1 protein-coding gene is annotated in these 16,336 nt (G+C 73.4%); it reads right to left on the bottom strand.

The features are described from left to right. Positions 1-22 precede the first annotated feature (22 nt). Positions 23-16,315 carry a type I polyketide synthase gene (locus tag F9C12_RS05090; protein WP_409464962.1) on the bottom strand — a complete coding sequence of 5,431 codons (16,293 nt, stop codon included), beginning with the start codon at positions 16,313-16,315 and terminating at the stop codon, positions 23-25. Between the last annotated feature and the right edge of the window lie 21 nt (positions 16,316-16,336).

The following is a 16,336-nucleotide window of genomic DNA, read 5'->3' on the forward strand; positions in this document are numbered from 1 at the left end:
CGCTCGTCCCGCGTCGTCCCGGTCATTCGCTGTCGCTGTCGGTGTCGAGCACCAGGCGGATCAAGTCGTCCGCGTCCAGCTCGTCGATGTCGCCCGCGTCCTCTCCGGCCGCCGAATCCTCGACGCCGGCCAGCCGCAGCAGCCCTTCCATGAGCCCCGCTTCGCGGAACCTCTCCAGCGGAACGGCGGCGAGCGCGGCGCGGAGCCGGTCCTCGGCCGGCTGCGCGCCGCCGGGCGCTTCGAGGTCCGGCACCAGCTTGTCCCGGAGCAGACCGGCCAGCTCGACCGCGTTCGGGTAGTCGAAGACCAGCGTGGCGGGCAGCCGCAGCCCGGTCGCGGTGTTCAGCCGGTTCCGCAGCTCGACCGCGGTCAGCGAGTCGAAGCCCAGGTCGGTGAACGCCCGGTTCGCGTCGATCGCCTCCGCGGACCCGTGCCCGAGCACGGCCGCCACGTGGGTGCGCACCAGGTCGATCAGTGCGCGGTCCCGGTCCGGTTCGGACAGTCCGGCCAGCCGCTGCCGCAGCGAATCCGCGCCGCCGGCTCCGGCCGACACCGCCGCCCGCCGAGCCGGGCCGCCGGTGACCAGCGCGCGCCACAGCGGCGGCACGTCCTCGGCGGTCCGGGCCTTCGCGCGCATGCCCGCGACGTCGAGCCGGGCGGGCACGAGCACGGATTCGTCCCGCGCCAGCGCACGGTCGAACAGCTCGAGGCCGTCCTGGGCGCTCAGCGCCCCGATCCCGCCGCGGTTGATGCGGGAGCGCTCGCTGTCGCTGAGCCGCCCGGTCAACGCGCTCGCTTCGGCCCACAAGCCCCACGCCAGCGAGGTTCCCGGCAGCCCGGCCGCCCGGCGGTCCGCCGCGAGACCGTCCAAAAAGGAGTTCGCCGCGACGTAGTTGCCCTGCCCGGCAGCGCCGAAGGTGGAAGCCGCCGAGGAGAACAGGACGAACTCGTCCAGCTCGCGGTCCAGGGTCAGCTCGTGCAGATTCCACGCACCGTCGACCTTGGGCCGCATGACGGCCGACACCCGCTCGGACGTCAGCGACGCGATCGTCGCGTCGTCCAGCACACCCGCCGTGTGCACCACGGTCTTCAGCAACGGCACCCCACGCACCACAGTGGCGAGGTCGTCACGTTCCGCCGCATCGCAGGCGACCACGCGCACTGACGCGCCCGAGGTGGCCAGCTCCGCGGCCAGCACGGCGACGTCCGGCGCACCCGGACCGGAACGACCGGTCAGCACCAGCTCGTCCGCACGCCCGGTCGACGCCAGATGCCGGGCCACCAAACCGCCCAACGTCCCCGTGCCGCCGGTGATCAACGCCGAACCCGCCGCCGAAGCCGCCGGAATGGTGAAGACCATCTTGCCGGTGTGCTTGGCCTGCGACATGAACCGGAACGCCTCCCGCGCCCGCCGCACGTCCCACACCCGCACCGGCAGCTTCGCCAGCACCCCAGCCGCCATCAGTTCGACGATCTGGACCAGCATGTCGTGCAGTCCGTCCGGCCCGGCCTCCGCCAGGTTGAACGGCCGGTAGCCGATCCCCGCCGGGATGCTCTCCGGGTCCCGCAGGTCGGTCCGGCCCATCTCCACGAACGAACCGCCTCGCGGCAGCAACCGCAGCGACGCGTCCACCAACTCACCGGCCAGCGAGTTCACCACGATGTCCACCCCACGACCATCAGTCGCAGCAAGGAAATCCCGCTCGAACTCAACACCGCGCGACGTCGAGATGTGGTCCGCGTCCAGACCCAACCCGGCCAGCACACCATGCTTCGCCGGGCTGGCCGTCGCGAAAACCTCCAACCCCAGGTAGCGCGCGATGCGCACCGCCGCCATCCCCACGCCGCCCGCGGCCGCATGCACCAGCACCCGCTGCCCAGGCCGCGCACCCGCCAACTCCACCAGCGCGTACCAGGCGGTCAGGAAGGCCGACGGGACAGCACCGGCCTCGACGTCCGTCCAGCCTTGGGGGATGGGCACGAGCTGCCGCGCGTCGGCGATGACCTCCGGGCCGAACCCGCCGGAGGCGATGCCCAGCACCCGATCGCCCACGGCGAATCCGGTCACCCCGGGCCCGACTTCCAGGACCCGGCCCGCGACCTCGCCGCCCAGCACCCCTCCGCCGGGGTACATGTCCAGTGCGATCAGCACGTCCCGGAAGTTCAGGCCCGCGACCCGCACCCCTACCCGGACCTGGCCCGGTTCCAGCGCCGCGTCGGCGATCGAGACCGGCGCGAGGCCCTCCAGCGAGCCGCCCGCGTCCGGTTCCAGCCGCCACAACCCCTCCGGCAGCGCGAGATCACCGGACGGACGCGTCAGCCGCCGCCCCAACACGACACCGCCGCGAACAGCCACCTCCGGCTCGCCGCTGTCCACTGCGGACGGCAGCGCGGCGAGGTCGTCGCCCTCGGCGAAGTCGGCCAGGACGACCTGGTCCGGGTTCTCCGACTGCGCGGAGCGCACCAGACCCCAGACCGCCGCGGACGCCAGGTCCGCCACCGGTTCGCCGGGAGCGGTCGCCAGACCGCGCCGGGTCAGGACCACCAGCCGCGCCGTCCCGAAACGGTCGTCGGCCAGCCAGTGCTGAATCAGCTCCAGCGTCTCGGCGGTGGCGCGCCGCGCGGCCTCGGCCGTATCGGTCTCGCCGGCGCCGCCGGCGCAGACCATCACCACGCTCGGCACGATGCCGGACTCGGCCAGCGCCGGGAGATCCGCGAAGGAGGTCACCGGAAGCGCGTCCGCGACTCCGAAGCGATCGGCGCCGAGGAGGGCCCAGTCGCCGGTCTTCGCGGCGGTTTCCGCGATCGGCTGCCATTGCACGGTGAACAGCGAGTCAGGCTGCGCCGCACCGGCCGCGCGGACCTGCTCCAGCGAAACCGCACGAGTGACCAGCGAGTCCACCGAGAGCACGGTGGCCCCGGCGGTGTCGGCGGCCAGCACGGCGAGAGCACCGGCGTCGTCCCGGCGCAGCCGGGCGCGCAGAACGGACGCACCGCTGGCCCGCAGCCGGACGCCGTTCCACGCGAACGGCAGCCGCGCCTCGCCCGGCTCAGCCGTGCCGAACAGTGCGCTGGCGTGCAGCACCCCGTCGAGCAGCGCCGGGTGCAGGCCGAACGCGTCCGCTTCCTCCGCGGTGTCCCCGGAAAGCCGGACCTCGGCGTAGATCTCGTCACCGAGCCGCCAAGCCGCGCGGAGAGTCCGGAACGCCGGGCCGTAGCCGTAGGCGCCTTCGGCGGTGTACATCCCATCGAGGCCGATCGCTTCCGCGCCCTGCGGGGGCCACACCGAGAGTTCGTCCGCGACCGGCGAGGCCGCGACCGGGGCCAGCACCCCGGTGGCGTGCTGGGTCCACTGTTCACCGGTTCCGTCCCGGCGGGAGAACACCTCCACCGTGCGACGGCCGTCGCCGGTGGCGTCGGCGACCACCACCTGGACCTGTACGCCGCCCTCGGCCGGGACCACCAGCGGCGCCTGCAAGGTCAGCTCTTCCAGCAGACCGCAGCCCACCTGGTCGCCCGCGAGCACCGCCAGCTCGACAAACCCGGTTCCGGGCAACAGGATCACGCCGCCCACCACATGGTCGGCCAGCCACGGATGCGTGCGCACCGACAACCGGCCGGTGCAGAGGACACCCGCGCCGCCGGCCAGTTCGACCGCCGCGCCGAGCAGCGGATGGTCCACCGCGCCCAAGCCGAGGGACGCCGCGTTCCCGCCGCGGCCGGTCGCGGCCTTCGGCCAGTAGCGCTCGTGCTCGAACGCATAGGTCGGAAGCTCGACCCGGTTCCCCGAGGGCAGCACCGCCGCCCAGTCCACCGGCGCACCGTGGACGAAAGCTTCCGCGAACGAGGTCAGCAACCGCGCCGCGCCGCCGTCGTCCCGGCGGAGCGTGCCGCACCCGGCAGCGGCGTCCTCGACGGTGTCGGTGATCGCGCCGAGCAGGACCGGATGCGGGGTCACCTCGATGAACAGCTGGTGTCCGCGCTCCGCCAAGGCACTCACCGCGCGTTCGAAACGGACCGGCGCGCGCAGGCTCTCGTACCAGTAGCCAGCGTCGAGTTCCTCGCCCGTCAAGGTCTCCCCGGACATCGCCGACACCATCGGCACCCGGCCCTTGCGCGGCGAAACACCCGCCAGCACCGCACGAATCTCGTCTTCCAGGCGCTCCACCTGTGCGCAATGCGACGCGTAATCCACCGCCACCATCCGCGCCCGAAGACCCTCAGCGTCCAATTCGGACCTCAGCTCAGCCAACGCCTCCGGCTCGCCCGACACGACCACCGCGGCCGGACCGTTCACCGCAGCCAACGCCAACCGCTCGCCCCACTTGGCGATCCGCTCTTCCACCACATCGGCCGCCGCGCTCACCGACAGCATGCCGCCCAAACCAGCCAACGCCTTCAACGACTTCGACCGCAGCGCAACAACCCGCGCACCATCCTCAAGGGACAACATCCCCGCAACCGTCGCCGCAGCGATCTCACCCTGCGAATGCCCGACTACCGCGTCCGGAGCGACGCCAGCCGCCTCCCAGACCGCGGCCAGAGACACCATCACCGCCCACAAGGCAGGCTGCACGACGTCCGCCGACTCCAGCTCGCCTTCGAGCGCCTCGGACAGCTTCCAGTCCACAAAGGACTCCAAAGCCCGCTCGCACTCCGTCAGCCGCGCCGCGAACACCGCACTCGATCGCGCGAGGTCGCGTCCCATCCCGAGCCACTGCGAACCCTGACCGGCGAACACGAACACCGGACGCACCCCGGCCCGCGCGGCCCCGGTCACCACCGAGCCCGACGGCGTCCCGGCGACCAGATCTCGCAACCCGGCGGGGAAATCGCCGGTGACGACCGCGCGATGCTCGAACACCGACCGCGTCGTCGCCAACGACCAGCCGACGTCCGCCGGAGACAGCTCCGGCCGGTCGAGCACCCAGTCGTGCAGCCGCTCCGCCTGGCCCACGAGGCTCTCGGCGGTCCGGCCGGACAGCACCCACGCCCCCGCCTCACCGGCACTGAGCACCGGCTCGCGCTCCTCGGCCTCCGCGGGCGCCTCGGCGGGCGCTTCCTCCAGGATGACGTGCGCGTTGGTGCCGCTCAGCCCGAACGACGACACCCCGGCGCGGCGCGGATGCCCGTTGGCCCGCCACGGCGTGCTCTCGGTCAGCAATGCGACCTGACCGGCCGTCCAGTCCACCTGGGACGACGGCACATCGGCATGCAGCGTCCGCGGAATCTCCTGATGCTGCAACGCCAGCACCATCTTGATCACCCCGGCCACACCAGCCGCGGCTTGCGTGTGCCCGATGTTCGACTTCACCGAACCCAGCCACAACGGACGCTCCCTATCCCGGCCATACGTCGCCAGCAACGCCTGCGCCTCAATCGGATCACCGAGCTTCGTCCCGGTGCCGTGCGCTTCCACCACGTCCACTTCGGACGCCGACAACCCGGCATTCGCCAACGCCGCGCGAATAACTCGCTGCTGCGAAGGACCATTCGGCGCCGTCAACCCATTCGACGCACCGTCCTGGTTCACCGCCGAACCCCGCAGCACGGCGAGCACCCGGTGGCCCTGCCGTTGCGCGTCGGAGAGCTTCTCCAGCACGACCAGGCCCGCGCCCTCGGCGAAGCCCATGCCGTCCGCGTCGTCGGAGAAAGCCTTGCAGCGGCCGTCTTCGGCCAGTCCGCTCTGCTCGCTGAACCCGACGAACCCGGCCGGGCTGACCAGCACGGTCACGCCGCCGGCGAGCGCCATCGAGCATTCGCCGGACCGCAGCGCCTGCGCCGCCAGATGCATGGCCATCAGCGACGAAGAGCACGCCGTGTCCACAGTGACGGCCGGGCCTTCCAAGCCCAGCGAGTACGACACCCGGCCGGACAGCACGCTGGTCGCGTTGCCGGTGATCAGGTGCGCCGCGCCGGAGAAGTCCGCGTCGTAGCCGTAGCCGGACGAGTAGCCGCCCGCGAACACCCCGGTGCTGGTGCCGCGCAGGGATTCCGGGGCGATCCCGGCCCGTTCCAGCGCTTCCCAGGACAGTTCGAGCAGCATCCGCTGCTGCGGGTCCATCGCCAGCGCCTCGCGCGGGCTGATCCCGAAGAACCCGGCGTCGAAGCCGGCGATGTCCTCGACGAAACCGCCGGAGCTGACATAGGAGGACTCGTCCAGCGCGCTGAGGTCCCAGTCCCGGTCGAGCGGGAAACCGGAGATCGCGTCGCCGCCGGAGGCCAGCAGCGCCCACAGCCCGTCGGGATCGACCACTCCGCCGGGATAACGGCAGCTCATGCCCACGATGGCGATCGGCTCGCCGGACGCCGCCGGCGCGGCGGCGACGGCGCGGGTCTGCTCGGGCAGCGCGCCGAGCAGTTCGGCCAGCAGGCAGCCGGCGACCGCGCCGGGGGTCGGGTAGTCGAACAGGAGCGTCGCGGGCAGCCGCAGGCCGGTGGCCGAGCCGAGGTCGTTGCGCAGTTCGACCGAGGTCAGCGAGTCGAAGCCCATCTCGCTGAACGCGCGGCCGGGGTCGACGGACTCCCCCGAGGCGAAGCCGAGCACCTTCGCGGCCAGGCCCCGGACCAGGTCGGACATCACCCGGGTCTGCTCGGCGCCGGAGAGCCCGGCCAGCGAAGCGGCCAGATCGCCCTCGGCCGTTTCCGCGGGCGCTTCCGCGACGAGCGCGGCCAGCCGGTGGATCTCCGGCAGGTCCCGCATCAGCGGGACTTGGAGCAGGCTCGCCGCCGCGTGCGGGGTGTCCAGGATGACCGACCAGTCGATGTTGGTCACCGTGAGGACGGTGTCGCCGCCCTCGAGCGCCTCGCCGAGCGCCCGCACCGCGAGCTCCGGCGCCATCATGCCTTCCCACTGGTTGCGGGCCAGCCGTTGCCGCGCCGCTTCGGAACCCTGCGCCACCCCGGCTTCCCAGGGGCCCCAGGCCACGGACAACGCGGGCAGGCCACGTCCTCGCCGGTGCTCGGCGAGCGCGTCGAGGTAGGCGTTGGCCGCGGCGTAGTTGGCCTGTCCCGGCCCGCCCGTGGTGGCCACCACCGACGAGAACAGCACGAACGCGTCCAGCTCGCGGCCGGCGGTGAGTTCGTCCAGATGCGCGGCGCCGCCGCCCTTGGCCGACAGCGCGGTTTCCAGGCGGGCCGGGTTCAGGCCGTCGATCACGCCGTCGTCCAGCACCGCCGCGGTGTGCACCACGGCGGAGAGGTCGTCGCCGATCCAGCCGAGGACCCCGGCGACCTCGGCGCGCACGCTCACGTCGCAGGCCAGCACGTCCACCCGGCTGCCCTGTTCGGCCAGTTCGGCGGCCCGCGCGGCGATGCCCGCCACGGCCGGGCCGGACCGGCTGGTCAGCACGAGCCGGTCGCCGCCGTGCTCGCCCAGCCACCGCGCCACGTAGCCGCCGAGCGCGCCGGTGCCGCCGGTGACCAGCGCGGCGCCGCGGGTCTGCCACGTCCCCGCGCTCTTCGGGCGGGGAGCGTGGGTCAGGCGGCGGCCCAGTATCCCGGCGGGTCGCAGCGCGACCTGGTTCTCGTCGCAGCCGGACAGGACCGCGACCAGCTGCGCACCGGTCCGCTTGTCCACCGCGGCGGGCAGGTCGACCAGCCCGCCCCAGCGGTCCGGGTACTCGAGCCCGACCACCCGGCCGAAGCCCCAGATCTGGGCCTGTGCCGGACTGGCCGGGGACTCGCCCGCACCGGCGGCGATCGCGCCGCAGGTGGCCAGCCACAGCGGCGCGGCCACGCCCGCGTCGTCCAGCCCCTGCACCAATGCGGCAGTGGCGGCGAGGCCGGCCGAAACCACCGGATGCCCGGCCAGCGGAGTCTCGTCCAGCGCGAGCAGCGACAGCACGCCGCTCGCTTCGCCGGTGTCTCGCAGCACCGGTCCGAGCGCCGCCGACATCGCGACCCGGTCGGTCACCGCGGCGTCCAGCGCGAGCAGCACCGGCTCGGCGCCGCGGCGGGCCAGCGCGGCCACGCACGCCCGGACCCGCTCGTCCTCGGCCCGCGCGGCGGGCACGACGACCAGCCAGCTCCCGTCGAGCCGGGCGGCGGACGGTTCGGCCACCGGCGCCCAGGTGATGCGGTAGCGCCAGGACTCGGTGGCCGAGCGGTCCCGTTCCCGCTTGCGCCACGAGGCCAGCGCGGGCAGCACCGCGTCCAGGTGGTCTTCGTCGGGCAGCGACAGCGTGTCCGCGACCCTCGCCACGTCGCCGCCCTCGACCGCGGCCCAGAAACGGGCTTCCTCGGCGGTTTCCGCTCCGGCGGGCGGCGTTGCGGCGGCGGAGCCGCTCAGCCAGTAACGCTCGTGCTGGAAAGCATAGGTGGGCAGATCGACGCGGGCGCCCGCGGGCAGCACCGCGGTCCAGTCCACGGGCAGGCCGCCGACGTGCGCTTCGGCCAGCGAAGCGAGCATCCGGCGCACGCCCGCGTTTTCGCGTTCCAGGGTGCCGACAGTCAGCACCGGGCCGATCCCGGCGTCCTCCGCGGTCTCGGTCACCGACGCGGTCAGCACCGGATGCGGCGAAACCTCCACAAAGGACAGATAACCGGCGGCGAGCAGCGCACGGGTGGCGTCCTCGAACCGCACGGTCCGGCGCAGGTTCGCGAACCAGTAGTCCGCGCCGAGTTCGGCCCCGGACACCCAATCGCCGGTGACCGTGGACATCATCGGCACCCGGCCGGCGCGGGGCGCGATGCTCGCCAGCCCGGTCGCGAGCACCTCGGCCAGCGAATCGACCGCCGGGGAGTGCGCGACGAAGTCGGACGCCGGGATCCGCCAGCGCAGCACGTGCCGCGAGGCCAGTTCCCGTTCGAATTCGGTCAGCGCCTCGGGTTCGCCGGACACCACCACGGCGGCGGGGCCGTTGACCGCGGCGACGGAAAGCCGGTCGCCCCAGCGCTCCACCAGTTCGCGCACCGATTCGGCGGGCATGACCACCGAGACCATCGAGCCTGGCGCGGACAGCCCGGTCAGCTCCCGCGACCGCACGGCGACGACCTTCGCGGCGTCCTCGACGGTCAGCATGCCCGCGACCGTCGCGGCCGCGATCTCGCCCTGCGAATGGCCGACCACCGCGTCCGGAGCGACGCCGGCCGCCTCCCACACCGCGGCCAGCGACACCATCGCCGCCCACAGCAACGGCTGCACGATCTCCGCCGCTTCCAGCTCGCCGGCGAGCGCCTCGGTCAGGTTCCAGTCCACACAGGACGAAAGGGCGCGCTCGCATTCGGCGAACCGGGCCGCGAAAACCGGGCTGTCGGCCAGCATTTGCCGGCCCATGCCCGTCCACTGGGCGCCCTGTCCGGCAAACACGAAGGCGGTCCGGCCGCCGGCCCGCGCCACCCCGGACAGCGGGCCGGGCGCCGCGCGCAGACCGGAAACCAGCTCTTCGCGGGTGTCGCCGAGCACCACGGCCCGATGCTCGAACGCCGACCGGGTGGTGGCCAGCGACCACGCCACGTCCGACGGCGGCAGCTCCGGGCGTTCGGCCAGCCAGTCGGCCAGCCGGTCCGCCTGCGCCACCAGGCCTTCCGCGCTCCGCCCGGCCACCAGCAGCGCCGCCGGACCGCCGGTCAGCACCGGCGTCCCGGTTTCGCCCGGCTTCCGCTCGGCCGCGTCGGCCTGAGGCGCTTCCTCGACGATCACGTGCACGTTGGTGCCGCTCATGCCGAACGCCGACACCCCGGCCCGGCGCACCCGCTCCCCCGCCGGCCACGACACCGGCTCGGTCAGCAGCCGCACCTCGCCCGCCGTCCAGTCCACGTGCGGGGTCGGGTCGTCCACGTGCAGGGTCTTCGGCAGCTGCTCGTGTCCCAGCGCGAGCACCATCTTCATCACGCCGGCCACGCCCGCCGCGGCTTGCGTGTGCCCGATGTTCGACTTCACCGAGCCCAGCCACAACGGCCGTTCCCGGCCCTGTCCGTAGGTCGCCAGCAACGCCTGCGCCTCGATCGGGTCGCCCAGCGTGGTGGCCGATCCGTGCGCCTCGACGACGTCCACGTCGGACTCGGAGAGCCGGGCGCTGGCCAGCGCCGCGCGGATCACCCGCTGCTGCGAAGGGCCGTTCGGCGCCGTCAAGCCGTTCGACGCGCCGTCCTGGTTCACCGCGGAACCCCGGACCAGCGCCAGCACCGGATGCCCGTTGCGCCGCGCGTCGGAAAGCCGCTCGAGCACGAGCATGCCCGCGCCCTCGGCGAAACCGGAACCCTCCGCGGCGGCGGCGAACGACTTGCATCGCCCGTCCACCGAGATGCCGCCCGCCTTCGCGAAGGCGCTGAACACGCCGGGCGTCGCGGTGACGGTGACGCCGCCGGCGAGCGCGAGCCCGCACTCGCCGCCGCGCAGCGCCTGGCTGGCCAGGTGCAGAGCGACCAGCGAGGACGAACACGCGGTGTCCATCGTGACGGCCGGGCCTTCCAGCCCGAGCGTGTAGGACAACCGGCCGGAAAGCACGCTGGTGGCGTTGCCGGTCACCAGCTGCGCTTCGGCGACGCCGGACGTTTCCAGGTCGATATCCGTCGCGTACCGGGAGCTGTAGCCGCCGACGAACGCGCCGGTCTGCGTGCCGCGCAGCGAAGCGGGGTCGATCCCGGCCCGCTCGACCGCCTCCCAGGACACCTCCAGCAGCAGCCGCTGCTGCGGGTCCATCGCCAGCGCCTCGCGCGGGCTGATCCCGAAGAACCCGGCGTCGAACGCGCTGGCGTCGCGGACGAAACCGCCGGCTTGGTCGAAGGAGCCCAGCAGCGGGTCGTTCAGCAGGTCGAGGTCCCAGCCGCGGTCCTGCGGGAACGGGCCGATGGCGTCCGCGCCCGCGGCCAGCAGCTGCCACAGTCCCTCGGGGCTGGCCGCGCCGCCGGGGAACCGGCAGGCCATGCCGACGATCGCGATCGGCTCGTCCGTCCCGGCCTGCCGCACGGCCGGGGCCGGCGGCGGCGAGACGGCGGGCAGGTCGCCGGACAGCTCGGTGCGCAGCAGCCCGGCCAGCGCGACCGGCGTGGGGTAGTCGAAGACCAGGGTGGCGGGCAGGCGCAGGCCGGTGGCCGCGTTCATCCGGTTCCGCAGTTCCACCGCGGTCAGCGAGTCGAAGCCGACGTCGGTGAACGCCCGGTTCGCGTCGATCGCTTCCGCGGAGGCGTGCCCGAGCACCGCGGCGACGTGCGCGCACACCAGGTCCAGCAGGACGCGGCCGCGCTCCGCACCGGAGACCGACGCCAGCTGCCGCCGCAGCGACTCGCCTTCGCCCGCGCCGTCCGCGACGCGCGAGACCGCGGTCCGCCGCCCGGTGGCGCCGACGAGCGAACGCCAGATCGGCGGGACCTCGGTGCTGCCCGCGGCCAGCGCCCGCAGCGCGGGCAGGTCCAGGTGCGCAGGCATCAGGACCGGCTCGTCGCGGCCCAGCGCCACGTCGAGGACGACAAGGCCTTCCTCGCCGCTCAACGGGATGAAGCTGCGGTCGATCCGGGACAGCGACTGCTGGTCCAGGTGCCGGCCGATGCCTTCCTCGTGCGCCCACGGCCCGAGTTGCAGGGACATCCCGGCGAGCCCGGCGCCGCGCCGCCAGGCGGCGAGCGCGTCCAGGAAGGAGTTCGCGGCGACATAGCTGCCCTGCCCGGCCGCGCCGAACATCGCCGCCGCCGAGGAGTACAGCACGAACAGGTCGAGATCCATCCCGGCGGTCAGCTCGTGCAGATGCCAGGCGGCGTCCGCCTTCGGCCGCAGCACCGCGGCCAGCCGCTCCGGCGTCAGCGCGCTGAGCACGCCGTCGTCCACGACCCCGGCGGAATGCACGACAGAGCCGAGCGGATGCTCTTCGGGCAGCTGCGCCAGCACGGCCGCCAGAGCGGCGCGATCGGCGGCGTCGCAGGCGACGACTCGCACCCACACGCCCATTTCGGCCAGCTCGGCCGCCAGCGGGGCCACGCCCGCGGCCGCGCCGGACCGGCTGAGCAGCACCACTCCCCCGGCGCGGCCGGTGGCCGCCAGATGCCGGGCGGTCAGGCCGCCCAGAGTGCCGGTGCCGCCGGTGACCAGCAGCGTGCGAGCAGCGGGATCGGAGCGGGTGCCGTCCGGCCATTCGACCGCGGACAGCCGGCTCTCCGGCCGGACCAGCCGCCTGCCGCAGGCGCGGCCGTCGCGCAGCAGCAGCTCGGGTTCGTCGCCGCCCAGCGCCGCCGGAAGCAGCGCGAACTGCTCGGCGCCCACGTCCGCGAGCACCAGGCGACCGGGTTCCTCGGACTGTGCCGAGCGGGTCAGGCCCCATACCGCGGCGCCGGCCAAGTCGGTCGTTTCGGCGCCGGCCGCTCCTTGGGTGACGACCACCAGCCGCGCACCGGCCAGCCGGGTCTCGGCCAGCCATTCGTGCAGCAATTCCAGGTGCGAAGCGCTGACGCGGCGCACCTTCTCCGGCATGTCCTCGCCAGTGTCTTCCGCACCGGCGCACCACAGAACCACGCTCGGGTCGATCTCGCCCGCTTCGACGGCCTCGGCCAGTTCGGCGAGGTCCGCGTACGCCCGCACCGGCAGCCCCAGCCCGTCGAGCAGGCCGAAGCGGTCGGCTCCGAGCAGCGCCCACTCCCCCGCCGGAGCCGCGGCGTCCGGCAGCGCGGCCCAGTCCTGGACGAACAGCGAGTCGGCCAGCGCGCTGTCGGCGGGCCGCAGCTGGCCGGTCGGCACGCGGCGTTTCACCAGCGAGCCCACCGAAACGACCGGGGCTCCGGTGGCGTCGGCGGCGGTCAGCGAAACCGAGCCCTGCCCGTCCAGCCGCAACCGCACCCGCAGCGTGGACGCGCCCGCGGCGTGCAGTTCGACGGAGGTCCAGGCGAACGGCATCGGCACGGTGCCGGGCTCCTCCGGCACGCCCGCGTCGGCCTCGGCGATGACCGAGGCGTGCAGCGCCGCGTCCAGCAGGACCGGGTGCAGGCCGTAGGAACCGGCCTTCTCGGCGACGTCGTCGGGAAGCACGATCTCGGCGAAGACGTCCCCGTCGCGGCGCCAGGCGGCGCGCAGCGCGTGGAACGAAGGACCGTAAACGTCGGCAAGGTGCGTCGGGTACAGCTCTGAGACGTCGACTGGCATGGCGTCGCGCGGCGGCCACCTCAGCAGGTCCTCGTCGGCGGAACCGGCCGGGCCCGCGGGCGCGACCGTCCCGGCCGCGTGCCGGACCCATTCCTGGCCGGGACCGGCCTGTTCGGGGCGGGAGAAGATCTCCACCGGCCGGCGGCCGTCCCGGCCCGCCTCGGCCACCACGACCTGGAGCTGCAGGCCCTCGCCCTCGGCGGGCACGATCAGCGGCGCCTCCAGCGTCAGTTCTTCCAGCGCGCCGCAGCCGAGCTGGTCCCCGGCGCAGACGGCCAGCTCGACGAATCCGGTGCCGGGCAGCAGCATCGTGCCGTCCACCGCGTGGTCGGCCAGCCACGGCTGGGCCTTCGGCGAGAGGTGCCCGGTGCACACCAGGCCCGCGCCGCCCGCCAGGTCCACGGCCGCACCGAGCAGCGGGTGCCCGAGCACGCCGAGCCCCAGCGTCGACAGGTCGCCGTTGCCGGACTTCCCGTGGAAGCCCGACAGCACGCCCTGCGGCCAGTAACGCTTGCGCTGGAAGGCATACGTCGGCAATTCGACGGGCGCCGCGGAAGGCAGCAGTGTGGTCCAGTCCACGGCCGCGCCGTGCACGAAAGCCTCGGCGAACGAAGCCACCAGCCGGTCCGCGCCGCCCTCGTCCCGGCGGAGAGTCGCGCAGACCGCCCCGGCCGCCGCACCGGCTCCCGCCTCGCGCGCGACCTCCTCCAGAGTGTCGTTCATCGCGCCCAGCAGCACCGGATGCGGGGACACCTCGACGAACATCTGGTGGCCCTGCCCGGAAAGCGTGGCGATCGCGCGTTCAAAGCGGACCGGCGCGCGCAGGCTCTCGTACCAATACCCGGCGTCGAGTTCCTCGCCCGTCAAGGTTTCTCCGGACATCGCCGACACCATCGGCACCCGGCCCCGCCGCGGCTCGATTCCCGCCAGCACCGCACGAATCTCGTCTTCCAGGCTTTCCACCTGCGCGCAATGCGACGCGTAATCCACCGCGACCATCCGCGCCCGGACACCCTCAGCGTCCAATTCGGACTTCAGCTCAGCCAACGCCTCCGGCTCGCCCGACACGACCACCGCGGCCGGACCGTTGACCGCAGCCAACGCCAACCGCTCGCCCCACCGGCTCAGTCGCCCCTCGACTTCGGCAGCATCCGCATTGACCGACAACATGCCGCCCAGACCCGCCAGCACCTTCAACGACTTCGACCGCAGCGCAACGACCTTCGCACCGTCCTCAAGGGACAGCATCCCGGCAACCGTCGCCGCCGCGATCTCGCCCTGCGAATGCCCGACGACCGCCTCCGGCCGGACCCCGGCCGCTTCCCACACGGCGGCAAGGGAAACCATCACCGCCCACAACGCGGGCTGCACCCGATCCGCCGTGGTCAGTTCTTCGGCGAGCACCTCGGACAGCTTCCAGTCCACAAAGGACTCCAAAGCCGCCTCGCACTCCGCCAGCCGCGCCGCGAACACCGGGCTCGCCTGCGCCAGCTCCCGCCCCATCCCGAGCCACTGCGAACCCTGCCCGGGGAACACGAACACCGGGCGCACGTCGTCGCGCCGCACCCCGGAGACCACCGCGCCGCTGGGGGCGTCCGCGGCCAGGCTGTCCAGCCCGGCCAGCGGATCGCCGCCCAGCACCACGGCGCGGTGCTCGAACACCGCCCGGGTGGTGGCCAGCGACCAGGCGATCCGGCCGGCGTCCAGCTCCGGACGGGCGGCCGCCCAGTCCCGGATCCGGGCCGCCTGCGCGGCGAGCCCTTCGGCGGACCGGCCGGTGACCAGCCAGGCGTTGGCGCCGGCGACGACCGGGGCTTCGGGCTCGACGGCCCCGTCCGGCGGTTCCTCCGCCGGAGCTTCTTCGAGGATGAAGTGCGCGTTGGTGCCGCTGCCGCCGAAAGAGGAGACCCCGGCGCGGCGGACGCGCTCGCCCGCGGGCCAGTCGACCGATTCGGTCAGCAGTTCCACCTCGCCGGCGGACCAGTCCACGTGCGGCGTGGGTTCGGTGACGTGCAGCGTTTTCGGCAGCTTTTCGTTGCGCAGGGCCAGGACCATCTTGATGACCCCGGCCACGCCGGAAGCGGCCTGCGTGTGCCCGATGTTCGACTTCACCGAACCCAGCCACAACGGTTCGCCGCCGTCGCGTTCCTGGCCGTAGGTGGCCAGCAGCGCCTGCGCTTCGATCGGGTCGCCGAGGGTGGTGGCGGTGCCGTGCGCCTCGACCGCGTCCACGTCGGCGGGGGTCAGCCGGGCGCTGTCCAGCGCGGCGCGCACGACCCGTTGCTGCGACGGGCCGTTCGGCGCGGTCAGCCCGTTGGACGCGCCGTCCTGGTTGATCGCGGAGCCGCGGATCACCGCGAGCACGGGGCGCCCGTGGCGGCGCGCGTCGGACAGCCGCTCCAGCACGACCATGCCGGTGCCCTCGGCCCAGCCGGTGCCGTTGGCGTCGGAGGAGAACGCGCGGCACCGCCCGTCCACCGAAAGCCCTTGCTGCTTCGAGAATTCCACGAACATGCCGGGCGTCACGAGCACGGTCACGCCGCCGGCCAGCGCCATGGTGGCTTCGCCGGCGCGGATCGCCTGGCAGGCCAGGTGCAGGGCCACCAGCGACGAGGAGCACGCGGTGTCGACGGTCACCGCGGGGCCTTCGAGCCCCATCAGGTAGGCGATGCGGCCGGAGAGCACGGCAGTCAGGTTGCCGGTCATCATATGGCCTTCGAGCTCGCCCGAGCCGCCGTGCAGCAGTTCCAGGCTCATCGCGTAGTTCGAGGTGAACCCGCCGACGAACACGCCGGTTTTGCTGCCCTTCAACGTGGTGACGTCGATCCGGGCGCGCTCCAGCGCTTCCCAGGACACCTCCAGCAGCAGCCGCTGCTGCGGGTCCATCGCCAGCGCCTCGCGCGGGCTGATCCCGAAGAAGCCCGCGTCGAAGCCGCTCGCGTCCTTGATGAAGGCGCCGGACCGGGTGTAGGACTTGCCCGCTTTTTCCGGGTCCGGGTCGTAGAAGTCGCCGAGGTCCCAGCCGCGGTCGGAGGGGAACGGGCCGACCGCGTCGCGTCCGTCGGAGAGCAGCTCCCAGAAGTCCTCCGGGGTCTCCACCCCGCCCGGATACCGGCACGCCATGCCGACGATGGCGATCGGCTCCTCCTCGCCCGCCTCCAGCCTGTGCAGCCGCTTGCGGGTCTCCTGGAGTTCGGCCGCCGTCTTCTTGAGGTAGTCGAAGAGCTTCTCTTGGTTATCCACTCTGGCCCCTTAGCAACACCG

Origin of the sequence: Amycolatopsis sp. GA6-003, from assembly GCF_046267895.1 — a bacterium.
Classification (GTDB): domain Bacteria; phylum Actinomycetota; class Actinomycetes; order Mycobacteriales; family Pseudonocardiaceae; genus Amycolatopsis.